The 17117-nt window shown below is 63.9% G+C and carries 14 protein-coding genes; 7 read left to right on the forward strand and 7 right to left on the reverse strand.

Annotation, left to right across the window (positions count from 1 at the left end; genetic code table 11):
* Window positions 1-129: 129 nt before the first annotated feature.
* From R2R70_RS01565 to R2R70_RS01585, 5 genes are all read right to left on the reverse strand, one after another.
* The gene (locus R2R70_RS01565) at window positions 130-3261 is read right to left on the reverse strand and encodes an efflux RND transporter permease subunit (protein WP_054554968.1); all 3132 of its coding nucleotides are present in this window, start codon (window positions 3259-3261) and stop codon (window positions 130-132) included.
* Window positions 3262-3362: 101 nt separating this feature from the next.
* Window positions 3363-4661, reverse strand: coding sequence for an efflux RND transporter periplasmic adaptor subunit (locus tag R2R70_RS01570; protein ID WP_410977033.1), 1299 nt, complete (start codon window positions 4659-4661; stop codon window positions 3363-3365).
* Between the two features lie 557 nt (window positions 4662-5218).
* Window positions 5219-6451, reverse strand: coding sequence for an ArsA family ATPase (locus tag R2R70_RS01575; RefSeq protein ID WP_410977034.1), 1233 nt, complete (start codon window positions 6449-6451; stop codon window positions 5219-5221).
* A complete protein-coding gene (locus R2R70_RS01580; RefSeq protein WP_410977035.1) occupies window positions 6442-6762 on the reverse strand; it encodes a cory-CC-star protein in 321 nt (106 codons plus the stop codon). The genes R2R70_RS01575 and R2R70_RS01580 overlap by 10 nt, the downstream gene beginning before the upstream one ends.
* Window positions 6752-8500 (reverse strand): carbon starvation protein A, encoded by a 1749-nt coding sequence (locus R2R70_RS01585; protein ID WP_410977036.1) that lies wholly within the window; start codon window positions 8498-8500, stop codon window positions 6752-6754. Before R2R70_RS01585 ends, R2R70_RS01580 begins: the two co-directional genes overlap by 11 nt.
* A 490-nt stretch (window positions 8501-8990) precedes the next feature.
* Between R2R70_RS01585 and coxB the strand changes: the two genes are divergently transcribed.
* Genes coxB through R2R70_RS01605 form a run of 4 tightly spaced genes read left to right on the forward strand, consistent with a single transcriptional unit; the run spans window position 8991 to window position 13327 of the window.
* Complete coding sequence (coxB, locus tag R2R70_RS01590; protein ID WP_410977037.1) at window positions 8991-10166, forward strand: cytochrome c oxidase subunit II; 1176 nt, start codon at window positions 8991-8993, stop codon at window positions 10164-10166.
* Window positions 10167-10196: 30 nt separating this feature from the next.
* Window positions 10197-11849: a cytochrome c oxidase subunit I gene (gene ctaD, locus R2R70_RS01595; protein ID WP_107335293.1), complete on the forward strand. Its 1653-nt coding sequence runs from the start codon at window positions 10197-10199 to the stop codon at window positions 11847-11849.
* A 27-nt stretch (window positions 11850-11876) separates the two neighbouring features.
* Window positions 11877-12470, forward strand: a complete 594-nt coding sequence (locus tag R2R70_RS01600) for a cytochrome c oxidase assembly protein (protein ID WP_107335292.1) — start codon at window positions 11877-11879, stop codon at window positions 12468-12470.
* Window positions 12467-13327 (forward strand): cytochrome c oxidase subunit 3, encoded by an 861-nt coding sequence (locus tag R2R70_RS01605; protein ID WP_131431479.1) that lies wholly within the window; start codon window positions 12467-12469, stop codon window positions 13325-13327. Before R2R70_RS01600 ends, R2R70_RS01605 begins: the two co-directional genes overlap by 4 nt.
* 17 nt (window positions 13328-13344) lie before the next feature.
* On the opposite strand, the gene R2R70_RS01610 is transcribed toward R2R70_RS01605, so the two are convergent.
* Window positions 13345-13536, reverse strand: a complete 192-nt coding sequence (locus tag R2R70_RS01610; protein ID WP_043337068.1) for a DUF2909 domain-containing protein — start codon at window positions 13534-13536, stop codon at window positions 13345-13347.
* On the opposite strand from R2R70_RS01610, the gene R2R70_RS01615 reads away from it, so the two are divergent.
* From R2R70_RS01615 to R2R70_RS01625, 3 genes are all read left to right on the forward strand, one after another.
* Window positions 13535-14380 (forward strand): SURF1 family protein, encoded by an 846-nt coding sequence (locus R2R70_RS01615; RefSeq protein WP_410977038.1) that lies wholly within the window; start codon window positions 13535-13537, stop codon window positions 14378-14380. The genes R2R70_RS01610 and R2R70_RS01615 overlap by 2 nt on opposite strands.
* A gap of 75 nt (window positions 14381-14455) precedes the next feature.
* Entirely contained in the window at window positions 14456-15097 is a 642-nt protein-coding gene (locus R2R70_RS01620; RefSeq protein ID WP_410977039.1) for a hypothetical protein, read from the forward strand.
* Window positions 15098-15429: 332 nt separating this feature from the next.
* On the forward strand, window positions 15430-16536 hold the full coding sequence (locus R2R70_RS01625) for a COX15/CtaA family protein (protein ID WP_410977320.1): 1107 nt from the start codon (window positions 15430-15432) through the stop codon (window positions 16534-16536).
* 134 nt (window positions 16537-16670) lie between these two features.
* On the opposite strand, the gene R2R70_RS01630 is transcribed toward R2R70_RS01625, so the two are convergent.
* Window positions 16671-17066: a glutaredoxin family protein gene (locus R2R70_RS01630; RefSeq protein WP_043337063.1), complete on the reverse strand. Its 396-nt coding sequence runs from the start codon at window positions 17064-17066 to the stop codon at window positions 16671-16673.
* Window positions 17067-17117: the final 51 nt, after the last annotated feature.

Here is a 17117-nt window from a genome sequence, read left to right on the forward strand (position 1 = left end):
GGCACTCAATGCTTGCCGCGTGAGCACGGCTTTTTTGCCAGCCTGCAAACAGGCACGCCGCCCGGAGAGGGCGGCGTGCAGGGCCGTCACGCAATGTGACAGCAATGAGGCTTCTGTCGTGATCAGAGATCAGACAAGGTCATCCTCCTGGCGGGCCGCTTCGTGGGCTCGCTTGAGGTCTTTCGGCTCACCGAAGAGGCGGCGCACGACCACATAGCAGACCGGCACCAGGAAGATCGCCAGCACCGTGGCCGAGATCATCCCGCCGATCACGCCGTTGCCGATGGCGTGACGGCTGGCGGCACCCGCACCCGTCGAGATGGCCAGTGGCACGGCACCCAGGGTGAAGGCCAGCGAGGTCATCAGGATCGGGCGCAGGCGCATGCGCACGGCTTCCATGGTGGCATCGATCAGCGAACGACCTTGCACTTCAAGGTCCTTGGCGAACTCGACGATCAGGATCGCGTTCTTGGCCGAGAGCCCGATGGTCGTCACCAGGCCGACCTGGAAGTAGACGTCATTGTCGAGTCCGCGCATCCAGGTGGCAAGCAGGGCACCCAGCACCCCCAGCGGTACCACCAGCATGACGGAGAACGGAATGCTCCAGCTCTCATACAGCGCGGCCAGACACAGGAAGACGAAGACCAGCGAGATGGCATACAGATACGGTGCCATGCCACCACTCTGCGATTCCTGCAGCGAGATGCCGGTCCATTCCAGCGCGACGCCATTGTTGAGCTGGCTGACCATTTCTTCCATGGCCTGCATGGCCTCACCGGTGGAGTAACCCGGTGCCGCCTGTCCCAGCAGTTCCATCGAGGAGACGCCGTTGTAGCGTTCCAGCTGCGGCGACCCGTAGGTCCACTCGCCGTTGATGAAGGCGCTCAGCGGCACCATCTCGCCGGAGGTGTTGCGTACGTACCACTTCTTGAGGTCTTCCGGTTGCATGCGGGCACTGGCTTCCGCCTGCACATAGACCTTCTTGGTACGACCCTCGTCGAGGAAGTCATTGACGTAGGTCGAGCCCCACGCCGTGGAAAGCGTCGAGTAGACCTCTGACAGCGAGACACCCATCGCCGTCGCCTTGAGTTCATCGATGTTGAGCGTGAACTGCGGGCTGTCTTCCAGACCATTGGGGCGCAGGCCGGTCACGGCCGGATTCTGGCCCGCCATGCCCAGCAGCTGGTTGCGCGCATCGGTCAGTGCCTTGTGGCCGATGCCGCCACGGTCGACCAGCATCATGTCGAAGCCGCTGGCGTTGCCCAGCTCCATGATCGGCGGCGGGTTGATGGCGAAGACCAGGGCTTCCTTCAAGGTGCCGAAGTAGCTCTGTGCTTCACTGACCACGCTGAAGGAATCGCGCTCGCGCTCATCCCACGGCTTCAGGTTGATGAAGGCCAGGCCCATGTTCTGACCGCGACCGGCGAAGCTGAAGCCGGCGACGTCGAACATTTCCTGAACCGCATCTTCCTGATCGACCAGGAAGTGATGCTCGACCTTTTCCAGCGTCTCGAGGGTCTGCTCCTGAGTGGAGCCCACCGGCAGGATGACCTGGTTGAACAGATAGCCCTGATCCTCATCCGGCAGGAAGCCGGTCGAGATGCGCGTGAATACCACGCCACAGCCGACGACGATCAATGCATAGACCAGCATCGAGCGACCGGTGCGCTTGAGCATGCCGCCAACGCCTTTCTGGTAGCGCGCGTTGGAGCGATCGAAGACCCGGTTGAAGAGGCCGAAGAAGCCGGTGGTCTTCTCCTTGGTCGGCTTGAGCAGGGTGGCGCACAGGGCCGGCGTCAGGATCAATGCCACCAGTACGGACAGCGTCATCGCTGAGACGATGGTCACCGAGAACTGACGGAAGATCGCACCGGTGGTGCCGGGGAAGAAGGCCATCGGAATGAACACGGATGACAGCACCAGGCCGATACCCACCAGTGCGCCGGTGATCTGGCCCATCGACTTGCGGGTCGCTTCCAGTGGCGAGAGCTTCTCTTCGTGCATGACGCGTTCGACGTTTTCCACCACCACGATCGCATCGTCGACCAATAGCCCGATGGCGAGCACCATGGCGAACATCGTCAGGGTATTGATGGAGAAGCCCAGCACTTCCAGCACCCCGAAGGTGCCCAGCAGCACGACCGGTACCGCGATGGTCGGAATCAGGGTGGCGCGGAAGTTCTGCAGGAACAGCAGCATCACCAGGAAGACCAGTGCCACGGCTTCCAGCAGTGTCATCACCACTTCTTCGATGGAGATCTTGACGAAGGGCGAGGTGTCGTACGGGACCTTGAAGCTCATGCCCGGCGGGAAGTAGGCGGACAGTTCATCGAGGCGGTCCTTGACGGCCTGGACGGTGTCCAGCGCGTTGGCGCCCGAGGCCAGCTTGATCCCCAGGCCTGCAGCAGGCTTGCCGTTGTAGCGGCTGACGGTGCTGTAGGTCTCGGCGCCTTTCTCGGCGCGGCCGACGTCACGCAGATAGACCTGAGAGCCATCTTCCTGGGTCTTGAGCAGGATGTTGCCGAACTGCTCCGGCGTTTCAAACAGGGTCTGCGCCACGATGGTGGCGTTGAGCTGCTGGCCTTCTTCCGCCGGCAGATTGCCCAGCTGGCCCGAGGCGATCTGGTTGTTCTGCGTGCTGATGGCCGTGGTGACGTCGCTGGTGGTCAGCTTGAAGTTGTTGAGCTTCTGCGGGTCGAGCCAGACACGCATGGCCCCCGGCGCGCCGAACAGCTGGGTCTCGCCGACGCCCTGGACACGCGCGACCTCATCCTGGATGTCGGAGGCGACATAGTCGGTCAATTGCTGCTTGGTCATGCTGCCATCGTCAGAGACGAAGGCCGCGACCATCAGGAAGCTGCCGGAGGACTTGGTGACCGAGACACCCTGGTTCTGTACGGATTGCGGCAGGCGCGGAGTGGCCAGCTGCAGCTTGTTCTGTACCTGAACCTGGGCGATGTCGGGGTCGGTGCCGGTGTCAAAGCTCAGCTCGATGCTGGCGTTGCCCTGGGAGTCCGAGGTCGAGCTCATGTACAGCAGATTGTCGATGCCGTTCATCTGCTGCTCGATGACCTGGGTCACCGTGTCTTCCACCGTCTGGGCGGAGGCACCGGAGTAGGTGGCCTGAATGGTGATGCTGGTAGGGGCCAGCGAGGGATACTGCTCGATCGGTAGCTTGAGGATACTGAAGATACCCCCCAGCATCACGATGATGGCGAGCACCCAGGCAAAGATAGGGCGATCGATGAAGAATCTGGCCATGACGTTTGAGGCTCCTGGAACGTCGTTCGGGACGGTCGCCAGTCACACGAGAAGCGTCTCTCGTCTGACTGGCGACAGTGGCGCGAAAAGCGGGGGCAGGCTTACTGGCTATCGCCGGCCTTGGCCTGTTCACTTTCCGAGGAGTCGCTGCTGGCAGCAGTCCGCGACTGAGGTGCGGCGTTCTGGTCAGTGCCTGTCTCGTCCGAGGCGATCTCGACCGTGGCACCCGGCTTGATCTTCTGCAGACCGCTGACGATGACCTTGTCATTGCTGTCGAGGCCGCTGGTCACCAGCCACTGATTGTCGATGGCCTGACCGATCACGACCTGCTTGGCCTCGACCTTGTTCTCGGCATTGACCGTCATCACGCTGGCCTGGCCCGTGCTGTCACGGCTCGCGGCCTTCTGCGGAATCAGGATGGCATCTTTGGCAACGGCTTCGGTCAGACGGGCACGCACGAACATGCCCGGCAGCAGCAGCTCATCTTCGTTGGGGAACAGTGCGCGCAGCGTGACCATGCCGGTCCCCTGGTCGACAGTGACATCCGCGAACTGCAGCTTGCCCTTGGCGCCATAGACGCTGCCGTCTTCCATCACCAGCTCGACTTCCGTCTGGACCGGTGCGGTGGCGGCATCGCGATTCTCGCCCAGCTCACGCTTGAGACGCAGCACTTCGGTGGCGGACTGGGTCAGGTCGACATAGATGGGGTCCAGCTGCTGGACGGTGGCCAGGCTGGTTTCCTGACTGGCCGTGACCAGTGCGCCCTTGGTGACGCTGGACTTGCCGATACGACCACTGATCGGTGAGGTGACCTTGGTGTAATCCAGGTTGATCTGCGCGCTGGATACCGCGGCCTTGGCCGAGGCGACATCGGCACGGTCTTCGCCGACGGTGGCCACGGCATCGTCATAATCCTGCTGGCTGACCATCTTGCGTGCGACGAGATTCTTGTAGCGCTTGGCCTTGAGGCTTGAGGTGTTGAGGCTCGCCTCGGCACGCGCCAGGCTCGCCTTGGCGCTCTCGACATCGGCGCGATAGGTGCGCGAATCGATGTGATAGAGCACCTGACCTTCCTCGACGTCACTGCCTTCGGTGAAGTCGCGCGATTCGATGATGCCACCGACCTGCGGACGCACTTCCGCGATCTGATAGGCACGCGTGCGGCCCGGAAGTTCGCTGGTGAGCGGCACATCCTGGGCAGTGACGGTGACGACATCGACCTGAGCGGCCTGGCTGGCGCCTGCGGCGGAGCCTTGGCCAGCCTCCTCCTTGTCGCCGCTACAGCCGGCCAGCAGGGCACCGACCAGCAGCAGGCTTGCCGGAAGCAGGCCGAGGCGGCGGGCATTGAAAGCCAATGGGTGTCTCTGCAAGCGGGATTGACTGGGGGAAGTCGGGGCCATGGAGCGTCCTTTACGAAATTCAGGGGCTGAAGTGCGTCACTATCGCCACATTGTGACTCACCGCAGGCGCGGCAGGTCAAAGCAACGATGTCATGATGAGGAAGATATTTAGCCCGCTATTCTATCGGAATGGCGAGGCGACTGTATGGTTGTTTTGTGCAGTTATTGCGCACCCTGTTGCAACAGATTGTTGCCATGTGAGCAGCATTCTGAACGCCTTGGAGGGGGATGCAAGACAATGCAATTCGCTTGCCATGCCCGCAGGCGTGCACATGCCTCGCCTCACGCAAGGTGCGTGCACAAGTCAGGTGAGGCCAGGGCAGTGATGGTGCATCAATATGCGCAAATTCTGAATAAGTTATCAGATCGAAGTGTCTGAATGATGAACTCCCCCGCCCTGTACGCGAATGCATGTCGTCAGCACATGACGGATCAGCGTGAGGTCGGGAGAGCGGGAGAGCGGGAGAGCGGGGAAGCGGGAGGGCGAAAGAGCGGAAGAGCTCGAGCGCTGAAGTGCTGAGGAACTTAAGAGCTTAAGAGCAGGGCGACCTCTCGAGTCATCTGGCGGGAGCAGCGCAACCGCAAGAGGACGCGGCAGGGGCGGGTGACCAGGGGCGGAACGCCGTAAATTGCGCCACCAGCGGGGCAAGGCTTGCGCGGTCCTCCGGCAGCTCTGGTTGGCGCAGCAGACGCAGGCGCGGGCGATCAGCGAAGGCCTCCTCCAGTCTGGCGGCCCAGTGTCGTTGCTGTTCTCGCCAGGTCGCGACCCAGTCAGCCTGCGGCTCGTGGGTCGCTGAGAGGGACTTGCCAGCCCCTTGCGAGGCGGGCTCCGGCAGGCACTGATTGATGATCAAGCCGCCGACGGCCAAACCATGAGCTTCCAGCGCCTCTCGTGTTCGGGTCGTCTCCAGACACGGCAGCTTCTCCGGCGTGCTGACCAGAATCACGCGCGCCCGGCGGGTATCGCTCAAGCGCTGACGCAATGCTGCGTAGCGCGTACGGCGTTGCTCCAGCGCCTCGCTGATCGGGTCTTCCGGCGCTTCTTCGCCTGGCGTCTCTGATGCCTGCTGACTGTCCAGCCACAGGCTGCGTTCGGCGATGGCGCGCCTTCGTTGGCCCAGCATGCCCTCCAGCCAGCCGCCCAGCACTTCAGGCAGACTCAGCAGGCGAATGGTGTGCCCGCTGGGGGCCGTATCGAACAGGATATGGCGATAGTGTGGGGCTTCATCTTCCAGCGGGGCTGGCGGAGTCAGGATGATCTCCACCAGCGCATCGAAGAGTGCCGCTTCACTGGTGCCGGGGGCGTGGCGTGACAGCTCGAGCTGGCGCATCACGGTGGCACTGCGCTCGCCACTTACCAGGGGGGCGATCCGCTGGCGGACCGCCTCCAGGTAGCGGTCGCATTCCCGTTCGGGGTCCAGTTCCATCACGTCGAGGCGCGGCGCGATGTTGTAGGGCTTGCCACCGACCGTACCGAACAGATCGCCGAGATTGTGCGCTGGGTCCGTCGACACCAGCAGGGTCGCTTCGCCTTTCTCCGCCAGTGCCAGCGCCTGGGCCGCCGCGCAGCTGGTCTTGCCGACACCGCCCTTGCCACCGAAGAACCAGATCTCGGGGTGCTTGGATATCTCGGCTTGCCCCGGCGCTAGGCCAGACTGGTGAGTGTGAGCCTCGTGAGCCTCGTGAGTCTCGTGAGTCTCGTGAGCCGCTGACGGCTGAGTGCCTGCCCAGACAGCCGTATCTTTCGCCGTGCGGGATGACGCGCGTTTCCACAGCCTGCTCAACAGCACTTGATGCCCTCCAGCGGTGAATGCTCAAGCCCCTGACGCAGGTGCCAGTCATGCATGCGTTCCAGCATCAGCGGCAGCATCTCCACCGAGACGGCAGGCGCCGGATTGGGGATGCCCATCAGCTCCGCGAAGCTCATCATCATGAAGATGTCCTCCTCCTCACGGGCAAGCTGCGCCAGATCGCGCTGCTGGTTGACGCGCAGCATGGCCTCCCAGCCATCCCGCAGCTGAATGGCGCCTGTCAGCAGGCGCCGTGTCAGACCCGGCTGGCGGGGTGATGACGCCAACCGGGTATCGTCATCAGCTCTCATGAGCGCTCACCCGGGCGGGAGACTTCAGGCTGCGGCTGGCTTCGAGCAGGATCCACAGCGCGAACACCATGATCAGGCTGCCGAAGGTGAACAGCAGCCATTGCGGGTCGTTGCTGCCCATGCCCGACCAATCCAGCACCACCTGCTGCACCATCGCCCACAGCGTCATGATCATCAAAAAGACCATCGGGGCCAGGGTATAGATGACAGGGCGGCCCTGACGCTTGAGCCACACCGACACCAGCATCAGCGAGATACCCGCCAGCAGCTGATTGCTGGTGCCGAACAACGGCCACAGCAGGTAGCCGCCGGAACCGAAACCCTTGGGCCCCTGCGGCAGGATGACCAGCGCGGCACTGGCGATGACGGCGATGCTGGTGGCGACATGCTTGTGGCTGAGCGCTGGCATGCCGTATTCGCTGCCCAGTTCCGCGATGATGTAGCGCATCAGGCGCACGGCGGAGTCCAGCGTGGTCGCCGCAAAGCTGACTACGATGACCGCGACCAGCGTACTGCCGACGTTGGCGGGCAGGCCGAGGTGCGAGATCAGCTGACCGGACCCCTGAACGAAGCTCGAGAGGCCATTGGCACCCGCCGCGGCGAAGCTTGAATAGGTTGCGGTGAAGTCGGCCTGGGTTGCGAACAGGGTCGCCACCGCGATGATGGAAATCAGCGCCAGCATGCCTTCGCCCAGCGCACCGGAGTAACCGATCAGGCGCGCATCCGGTTCATGGGACAGCTGCTTGGAGGTGGTGCCGGAGGCAACCAGACCGTGGAAGCCCGAGATGGCGCCGCAGGCGATGGTGATGAACAGCAGCGGGTAGAAGGACATCTCGGCATCGGCGTTGAAGGCCGGCGCCGTCAGCTGCGGGCCACCTACGGCCAGTCCCAGATACAGCAGTACCAGCCCGACCACCAGCTGGTGAGAGTTGATGGTGTCGCGTGGCTGCAGCAGCTTCCAGACCGGCAGTACCGACGCGATGTAGACATAGCTCATCAGCGCGATGATCCACACCAGGAAGGCGCTGGAGATGGGCGAAAGGCCGAACAACAAGCTGCCATCCTCGCCACCGGCCATGGCGGTGAAGGCACCGGCCAGATCGATCTGCAGGAACTCGAACTGACCCGCCAGCAGGGCGGCGGCATACATCACCATCAGCGCGAGCAGCGAGGGAATCAACATCTTGCCGCCACGACGATAGACGCGATGGCCGATCCATACCGCCAGCGGAATCTGGATCAACACCGACAGCACGCTGGCCGGGAAGTTGATGAACAGATTGGCGATCACCCAGGCGAATACCGCGTTCAGCATCAGGACCAGAATCAGGATGATGAACAGAAACAGCAGCTTGGCACGCTTGCCGATCAGCTTGTCCGCCAGGGTGCCCACCGACTGGCCGCGATGACGTGCCGACAGCGTCAAGGTGCCGAAATCATGCACGCCTGCCGCGAACAGACTGCCCAGCACGACCCACAGCACGGCCGGCAGCCAGCCCCAGTAGACGGCGATCGCCGGACCGACGATGGGGGCTGCTCCCGCCACCGAAGTGAAATGGTGACCCCACAGCACCCAACGATTGGTGGGCAGGTAGTCGGTGTCATCGCGCAGCGCATGGGCTGGCGTCACGAAATTCGGGTCGAGGCGGAAGATGCGTTCGGCCAGAAAGCGGGAATAGAAGCGATAGCCGATGGCGAAGGCAACGCAGCCGAACAGGGCAAGCCAGATGGCGTTCATGGCAGATTCCGAGGGGCGTGGTGATGGATTGAGTAGGACGTGCTGGCGTGTGCTGGTTGTCAGGTCGATATGCCGCTGTCGAGCGTCCGCCGAGCAAGACCTTCCGTCAGGGCTTTCAAGCAAGACTTTCAACACACTGGTGCAGATCGGCGTGACGCTAACATCGATAAATGCGCATATAACTTCGCCATTGGTCGCCCCGCCGCGCGCCGGCATGTCGCCAGCCGACTTCTTGGCAATGACTCAATCGCCGCCTTCATGCGTGGACTGAACGCAGAAGCGCGCCACCGCCTTGTGCTCAGGCGGCATCACGCGCGGGGTAGCCGTTTTTGCCTCGCTCTGCCTTGCGACCAAGGAGTATCAGTGGGTTGATCCACGCGACCTTGTGTTCCGCCAAGCTCTTCTATACTCGAAGCAAGTCGGAGCACGGGGAGCCGCTCAGCGCCGTCATCTGGGTGAGGCTCTCGATAACAATGACAAGGAGGCGCCGATGTCATGGATCGCGGAATGCCTTTCCCGTGTCACCAGGCCAATGCGTCTGCGCTTGCGACGCACAGTGACGACCCTGTCACTGACGACCTTGTCACTGACAGCCCTTTCCCCTTCGGTGCTGGCAGTCGAATACAACATGCCGGTGGGGGTCACCGCGGTCAGCCGCGAGATCCACTCGCTGCACATGATCATCTTCTGGATCTGTGTGGTCATCGGCATCGTGGTATTCGGTGTGATGGGCTACGCGATGATCAAGCACCGCAAGTCACGCGGTGCGGTATCGGCAAGCTTCCATGAAAATACCCGTATCGAGATTCTGTGGACCGCCATCCCGTTGCTGATCCTGGTGGTGATGGCGGTGCCTGCCACCGCCACGCTCAAGGACATGTACGACGCTTCCGAGTCGGCGCTGGACGTGAAGATCACCGGCCATCAATGGCGCTGGCAGTACGAGTATCTGGGCGAGGATGTCGCCTTCACCTCAAGCCTCGCGACCCCGCGCGAGCAGATCAACAACACCGCCACCAAGGGCGAGCATTACCTGCTGGAAGTCGACAACCCGCTGGTGTTGCCCATCAATCGCAAGGTGCGCTTCCTGACCACCTCCGCCGACGTCATCCACTCCTGGTGGGTGCCGGACTTCGGCGTCAAGAAGGACGCCATTCCCGGCTTCATCAATGAGGCCTGGACGCGTATCGAGACCCCCGGCACCTATCGTGGCCAGTGCACCGAGCTGTGCGGCAAGGACCACGGCTTCATGCCGGTGGTGGTCGAGGCGTTGCCGGGGGCCGAGTTCGATGAATGGCTGATCGCGCGCAAGGCCGAAGCCGAGGCCGCGCTCAACGATGCCGGTCGTGACTGGAGCCTCGAGGAGCTGATGGAGAAGGGCGAGAAGACCTACGCCACCATCTGCGCCTCCTGCCACCAGCCGGATGGCCAGGGCATGCCGCCGGCGTTCCCCTCGCTGGTGGGCAGTGCCATCGTCACCCAGGACATGCAGGCGCACATCGATATCGTGGTCAACGGCAAGGCGGGCACGCCCATGGCGGCCTTCGCCGATGTGCTGAGCCCGGTCGAGCTGGCGGCTGTCATCACCTATGAGCGCAACGCCTGGGGCAACGATACCGGCGAGCTGGTGCAGCCAGCCGTCATCAAGGAACAGCTGTCTCAATAGCGTGCAAGCGACGCATTCAGGAGGCGTGTCATGGCCAGTGAACAGCCACGCAAGGCGGTACTTCAGGCCAGCGAGAGCGAGGGGGCCACCGCAGGCGGCGCTCATGTGGGCGAGGGCCACGGCAGCGCGCCGCGCGGCATGCTGCGCTGGCTGCTGACCACCAATCACAAGGATATCGGCACCCTCTATCTGATCTTCTCGCTGAGCATGCTGTTCATCGGCGGCATCATGGCGCTGGTGATCCGCACCGAGCTGTTCCAGCCCGGCCTGCAGATGGTGCAGCCGGAGTTCTTCAACCAGATGACCACCATGCACGGGCTGATCATGGTGTTCGGCGCCATCATGCCGGCCTTCACCGGGCTGGCCAACTGGATGATTCCGCTGCAGATCGGCGCGCCCGACATGGCGCTGCCGCGCCTCAACAACTTCAGCTTCTGGCTGTTGCCGGTCGCCTTCCTGTTGCTGCTTTCCACCCTGCTGATGGAGGGCGGTGGCCCCAACTTCGGCTGGACCTTCTACGCGCCGCTGTCCACCACCTATGCGCCGCCCTCGACCAGCTTCTTCATCTTCTCGCTGCACATCGCCGGCATCAGCTCGATTCTCGGCGCCATCAACATCATCGCCACCATCCTCAATCTGCGTGCCCCGGGCATGCGCCTGATGGACATGCCGCTGTTCGTCTGGACCTGGCTGATTACCGCCTTCCTGCTGATCGCGGTGATGCCGGTGCTGGCGGGTGCCATCACCATGATGCTGTTCGACATCAACTTCGGCACCAGCTACTTCAATGCCGCCGGTGGCGGCGACCCGGTGCTGTTCCAGCATCTGTTCTGGTTCTTCGGGCATCCCGAGGTCTATATCATGATCCTGCCGGCCTTCGGCATCGTGTCCGCCATCGTGCCGACCTTCTCGCGCAAGCGGCTGTTCGGTTACGCCTCGATGGTCTACGCCACCGGCTCCATCGCGATCATGTCCTTCCTGGTCTGGGCGCATCACATGTTCGCCGTCGGCCTGCCATTGGTGGCGGAGCTGTTCTTCATGTACACGACGATGCTGATCGCGGTGCCGACCGGCGTGAAGGTCTTCAACTGGATCGCCACCATGTTCCGCGGCTCCATCAGCTTCGAGCCCCCGATGCTGTTTGCGATCGCCTTCATCGTCCAGTTCACCATCGGCGGCTTCTCGGGGCTGATGCTGGCCATCGCCCCGGCGGATTTCCAGTACCACGACACCTACTTCGTGGTGGCGCATTTCCACTATGTGCTGGTGCCCGGCGCGCTGTTCGCGATTCTCGCCGGAGCCTACTACTGGCTGCCCAAGTGGACCGGCTTCTATCCCCACGAGGGGCTCTCGAAGTGGCATTTCTGGCTGTCGGTCATCGGCGTCAACCTGACCTTCTTCCCGATGCACTTCTCGGGGCTGGCCGGCATGCCGCGCCGCATCCCGGATTACGCGCTGCAATTCGCCGACTTCAACATGCTGTCCAGCATCGGCGCCTTCCTGTTCGGTATCTCGCAGCTGCTGTTCCTGGTCGTGATCGTCAAGTGCGCGCGCGGCGGTGTCAGGGCGCCGGCGTGTGCCTGGGAGGGCGCGGTGGACCTGGAGTGGAGCGTGCCGAGCCCGGCGCCGCTGCATACCTTCGAGATTCCTCCGCAGACCCGCGATGGCCAGATCATCCGCTGAGCGATGGACAGCGGCCAGGAGAGTGACATGCCCTCACGCGATCACGCAGCACAGCAACAGGCAGTGGCACGTACCGTGCGGCGCACGCTGCTGGCGCTGGTCGCGATGCTGGGCTTCGCCTTCGCGCTGGTGCCGCTCTATGACGTCTTCTGCAATCTCACCGGGCTGAATGGCAAGGCCGCCAGTCAGGCCAGGGCCGCGGTGGCCATGGAGATCGACGAGAGCCGCTGGGTCTCGGTGCGCTTCATCACCCAGCAGGGGCAGGGCCTGCCGTGGACACTCGAGGCGCTGGATGAGCAGTTCCGCATCCACCCCGGTGGCCAGTACAGCGCGCGCTTCGTGTTCACCAATCACGCCGATTACCCGGTGCGTGGCCGCGCGGTCCCCAGTGTCAGTCCTGCCGAGGGCTCACTGCATCTGCGCAAGATCATGTGCTTCTGCTTCCAGGAGCAGACGCTGGCAGCAGGCGAGCGGCGCGAGCTGCCGCTGGTCTTTCAAGTCGACCCTGACCTTCCGGAGGGCATTCGTGATCTGACCCTGGCGTACACGCTCTATCCGGTCACGACGCCGTCATCCGCGGGGGACGATGGTGCAGAGCATTCTGCAGGAGGTGAAACATGAGCAGTGGCAGCTATTACGTCCCGGCCCACAGTGCCTGGCCCATCTTCGGCGTGCTGGCGGTGGGCGGCATGATGATCGGGACCGGAATCTGGATGGTGCATGGCAGCGCCGCCTGGTTGTCAGGCATCGGCCTGCTGGCCGTGGTGCTGGTGATGGCGGGCTGGTTTCGGGATGTGGTGCGCGAGTCGATGGGCGGCCTCTACGATGACCAGATGGACCGCTCGTTCCGCTGGGGCATGGCCTGGTTCATCTTCTCGGAATTGATGTTCTTCGCGGCCTTCTTCGGGGCGCTGTTCTATCTGCGAACCTTCGCGCTGCCCTGGCTCGATGGCGAGGGCGCCAAGGGAGTGACGGCGTTGCTGTGGCCGGACTTCACCGCCAGCTGGCCCCTGATGACGCCGCCGGATGCCAGCATCGCCGGACCCAGAGAGCTGCTGTCGCCCTGGCAGCTGCCGCTGGCCAATACGCTGTTGCTGGTCAGTTCCAGCGTCACCCTGACGGTGGCGCATGAAGCGCTGAAGATGGAGTTTCGGCGCACGGCGCGCAACTGGCTGGCGGGCACCGTGGTACTGGGGCTGTGCTTTCTGACCCTGCAGGGCATCGAATACTACGAGGCCTGGCATCACCTGGGGCTGACGCTGCAGGCGGGGGTCTATGGCGGCACCTTCTTCCTGCTGACCGGTTTTCATGGTCTGCACGTCACCATCGGCACCCTGATTCTGATCGTGATGCTGGTGCGCGTGATACGCGGCCACTTCTCGAGTGAACGTCACTTCGCCTTCGAAGCGGCTGCCTGGTACTGGCACTTCGTCGATGCGGTGTGGATCGGTCTGTTCCTGTTCGTCTATGTGTTCTGACAGCACGCGGCGTGATGTCAGTCCAGCATTCCGGTGGAGAAGCCAATGACCAGCAGAATCACCAGACACACTGCCAGGCCAACCCGCCATTTGAGAGAGGTCAGCAGGCGTCGACTGCGGCTGCCATCGCGCAGCAGAAAACCGGCGCCGGCGACCAGGCTTGCCAGCATGCCGATAAAGACCAGTGCGATCAGCGATTTGAGCAGCATGTCACCTCCCGGGGCGCAGACAGTGGCGGGTGAGCACAGCACGGCACTCGCTTGTGACAGTCGAGCTCATCCGGCAGACAAGCGCAAGTCAGCGCCAGCGGCGCAGGTGTCATCCACAGCGGCGCAGGCGTCTTCAACGGCGGCGACGCAGGAGCGCCAGGTCGGACGCGGCTGGTGGCTGTTCTGGGGATGCCTGATCGTGCTCGGTCTGTGTCTGTGCAGCTGGCAGGTGATGCGTGGCCAGGCGCGTGCCCAGCATCTGGAGGATACCGCCAGCGCGCCGGAGCTGGTGATGCCGACGGCACCGCCCGCCAGTGCCAGCCTGATCGAGCTGCGCGGCGAGTGGCTCGCGGAGCACAGCCTGCTGCTGGACAACCGCACGCTGGACAAGCGCCATGGCGTGGCGGTGCTCACGCCCTTCCGAACGCTGGATGGCCGCTGGTGGCTGGTGGAGCGTGGCTTCGTGGCATCGCCGGCCCCGCGCAGCGACCCGGACTTCACGACCCCGGCAGGCTCCGGGGTGATCAGTGGTCGCTGGCAGTGGCTGAACGGTCAAGGCAACAGTGGTGGCCCACTGTTCGGCCCCAACCGCGAGGGGCAGCGTCTGCAGCAGGTCGATCTGAGCGCCTGGCAGGCGCTGGGCACGCCGGCCTTTGCGGGTGTTCTGCACCAGACGAGCGGGGAGGGGCGATTCCTGCCCTGGTGGCAGCCGAGCAACATGACGCCGGAGCGTCATTACGCCTATGCGTTGCAGTGGCTGGGACTCAGCCTGGGGGCGACGGTGGTGATGGTTCTGGGCGCGCGCCGTCAACGCCAGTCCGCGCTACGTCAGCGCCAGGCCTAGCGCCTGGTGCTTGTGTCTTGAGTCTGTTGTCCGCACACCCGGACATGCAGGGAAGTCGTCGTCAGGAGGAGAGCGATGACACACGTGATGCGACAGCGTCTGAAACTCGTGGCCTTGCTGGGGCTGTTGTCCGCCCCGCTGCCCTTGGCGTGGGCCATGCTGAGCGCACAGGTCGGGATTCCCGAGGGGCGGGTGGCAAATGGTGCCCTGTTGCCAAAGGTCAAGCCGCTCACGGACTGGTCGCTCGACTACCTCGTTACAGAGAACGCCACTGACAACGTCACCGAAAACGCCACAGGAAACGCGACTGGCGGCGCTGTTAGCGCGAAGGAGGCCCCCGGCATGCCGCCGCTGGCCGCGCGAGGCGCGGATGAGCAGCGTTTCTGGCTCAGCTGGCCGGAGCCGAACCAGCCGCAGCTGGCCGCGGCGCAGGCCGAGCGCTGGTGGCGCCTGCATCGCGCGCTTGGCAAGGAGGCGCCACGCCTGGGCCGGCTGGTGGTGGCTGAAAAGGCCTTTGTGCACCCCTGGGTGCCGGGCGAACAACGGGCGCTCGGGCGCTGGCCAGCGCCCAACGACACCACTTCCGCGCCGCACCAGTTACGCCTGATCGACCCTCACGGACAGGTCGTGGTCGCCTACGGGCCCGATATCACGCCGCAGGCCGTGATGAAGGATGTGCGCCGGCTGCTCAAGCGTAATCCGGTCGGACCTCGATAGGCCGGACCTCGCCAGGTCGGGCCTCGCCAGGCCGGGAGTGATCTTCTTTCGCTTCACCAGGGAGATATGCCATGTCTCGCCTCGCCATACAGAAGCGCTATCCACCGCGGGCCTGCGCCGTCTCGCGGGCTCGCCAACGAGGGGCGGCGTTGTTGCCTCGCCCGCCATTTCTGCGCCACGCCACCACGGATGAAGCCTCAGCTGCGCAGGCCTTCTCGATGGCGACGCCTGAGCTGACGTCTGATCTGGTGCATGGCCCTGTCTCACGGCAGGCGGCGAGCCGACGGGTGACGGCACGCCTGTGGCACAGCAGTCAGCGACTGGTCGCCAGCATGCTGGGACTGGTCATTCTGGTGATCGGGCTGGGAGCTTGGACGCGGCTGGTGGACGCCGGTCTGGGGTGCCCCGACTGGCCGGGCTGTTATGGCGCCCTAGTCGTGCCGGATGCCCAGACTGCGAGCCTGCATAGCCCGCACCATCCGCTTGAAGGCTACAAGGCGTGGGCGGAGATGATCCATCGCTATGCGGCGAGTCTGCTCGGGCTTGCGGCCATCGCATTGCTCGCCCTGGGCTGGTGGATTCGCCGTCGGGAGGCTCATCAGTCGCAGGCCTTCGAGGGTGGCAGCGGCGAGGCAAAGGTGACTGATCACTGGGGCGAGGAGGCGCGCACTCGTTTTCCCTTGGCCGGCTGCTGGCTGTTGTTGGGCATGCTGTTGGTCCAGGGCGCGTTCGGGGCCTTTACCGTGACGCTGAAGCTGTGGCCGCAGGTGGTGACGCTGCATCTGCTGGGCGGTCTGAGCGTACTGAGCTTGCTGCTGTTGCTGTGGCTATCACTCAGACGGCGGGCGGCGCACCTCAAGGTGAGGGCTGAGCAACACAAGGTGGTGGCTGATGCACTTAACATCCGGCGTCAGCCCTGGCTGGCCACTCTGGCTGCGGCTCTGCTGCTGGGGCAGCTGGCCCTGGGGGGCTGGACCTCGAGCAATTATGCCGGGCTTGCCTGTGAAGGTTTCCCGTCCTGCAATGGTGCCGCATGGCCGGCGATGGACTGGGGAGAGGGCTTCCACCTGAGCCAGGATGTCGGCCCCAGCTATCTGCATGGGCAGCTGCATGGTGAGGCGCGCACGGCCATCCACATGGCGCACCGTGGCGGGGCCGTGCTGCTGGGGGCGGTGCTGTTGGCGCTGTATTGGCGCCAGCGCCGCCACTTGCCGGCGCGGACGGCGGCGCCTGACAACCCCTGGCGCTGGGTGCTGGGGTGTTGGCTGGTGCAGGCAGGCCTGGGGATCGCCAATGTGCTGTGGTGGTTGCCGCTGAATCTGGCGCTGGCGCATACCCTGGGGGCTGTCGCGCTGACGCTGGCGATGGTGTGGGCGATGGATCAGATGCGCCAGGCGGCTCGCCTCAAGCGGGCATCCGTCTCGCAGGCGCTGGCCTGATGAGAGGCAGAAGGTGGGCAAGACGGTAAGCAGAAGAGAGACACCCAAGCGCGCGTGATCGCGCTCACCAGACCGCAAGAGGCCGCTCATGAGAGCGGCCTCTTGCGGTCTGCGTCGTATCAGCCGGTATCTTGTCAGGCCGCGCTGCCGAAGCGCTCCTGCAGGTAGGCATTGATGGTGTCGGATTCGTACATCCACTCTTCGCGACCATCGTCATGGGTGATCAGCAGGCACGGCACCTTGACGCGGCCGCCACCCTGTTCGAGGGCCTGGCGGTGAGTGGCGTTGTGCTGGGTGTCGCGCTGCTCGACGTTCAGATTCAGCTGATGCATGCGCTTGCGCACCTTGATGCAGAACGGGCAGGTCGAGAACTGATACAGCGCCAGCTTGGCCGTCTCGGCGTCCACCTCGGCCTGCTGGGCGGGGCTGCGCTCGAGCGCGCTGCCGCGGGTCAGCTTCTCGCTGAGCAGCATGAAGGGAGCCAGCACCAGACGCAGGGTGCGGAAGAACAGGCGGATGATGGAGCGCATGGCAGAACCTCATGGGACGTGCGGGTATCGGCGCCAGTGCCGCAGGGCGGG

Source organism: Cobetia sp. SIMBA_158, assembly GCF_046566945.1.
GTDB classification, from domain to species: Bacteria; Pseudomonadota; Gammaproteobacteria; order Pseudomonadales; family Halomonadaceae; genus Cobetia; species Cobetia amphilecti.

What these genes read in the sequence shown, in the direction of transcription:
- R2R70_RS01565 (WP_054554968.1), bottom strand. Translation starts at nt 3,261, where the DNA reads ATGGCCAGATTCTTCATCGATCGCCCTATCTTTGCCTGGGTGCTCGCC.
- R2R70_RS01570 (WP_410977033.1), bottom strand. Translation starts at nt 4,661, where the DNA reads ATGGCCCCGACTTCCCCCAGTCAATCCCGCTTGCAGAGACACCCATTG.
- R2R70_RS01580 (WP_410977035.1), bottom strand. Translation starts at nt 6,762, where the DNA reads ATGAGAGCTGATGACGATACCCGGTTGGCGTCATCACCCCGCCAGCCG.
- R2R70_RS01585 (WP_410977036.1), bottom strand. Translation starts at nt 8,500, where the DNA reads ATGAACGCCATCTGGCTTGCCCTGTTCGGCTGCGTTGCCTTCGCCATC.
- coxB (WP_410977037.1), top strand. Translation starts at nt 8,991, where the DNA reads ATGTCATGGATCGCGGAATGCCTTTCCCGTGTCACCAGGCCAATGCGT.
- ctaD (WP_107335293.1), top strand. Translation starts at nt 10,197, where the DNA reads ATGGCCAGTGAACAGCCACGCAAGGCGGTACTTCAGGCCAGCGAGAGC.
- R2R70_RS01600 (WP_107335292.1), top strand. Translation starts at nt 11,877, where the DNA reads ATGCCCTCACGCGATCACGCAGCACAGCAACAGGCAGTGGCACGTACC.
- R2R70_RS01605 (WP_131431479.1), top strand. Translation starts at nt 12,467, where the DNA reads ATGAGCAGTGGCAGCTATTACGTCCCGGCCCACAGTGCCTGGCCCATC.
- R2R70_RS01615 (WP_410977038.1), top strand. Translation starts at nt 13,535, where the DNA reads ATGTCACCTCCCGGGGCGCAGACAGTGGCGGGTGAGCACAGCACGGCA.
- R2R70_RS01610 (WP_043337068.1), bottom strand. Translation starts at nt 13,536, where the DNA reads ATGCTGCTCAAATCGCTGATCGCACTGGTCTTTATCGGCATGCTGGCA.
- R2R70_RS01620 (WP_410977039.1), top strand. Translation starts at nt 14,456, where the DNA reads ATGACACACGTGATGCGACAGCGTCTGAAACTCGTGGCCTTGCTGGGG.
- R2R70_RS01625 (WP_410977320.1), top strand. Translation starts at nt 15,430, where the DNA reads ATGCTGGGACTGGTCATTCTGGTGATCGGGCTGGGAGCTTGGACGCGG.
- R2R70_RS01630 (WP_043337063.1), bottom strand. Translation starts at nt 17,066, where the DNA reads ATGCGCTCCATCATCCGCCTGTTCTTCCGCACCCTGCGTCTGGTGCTG.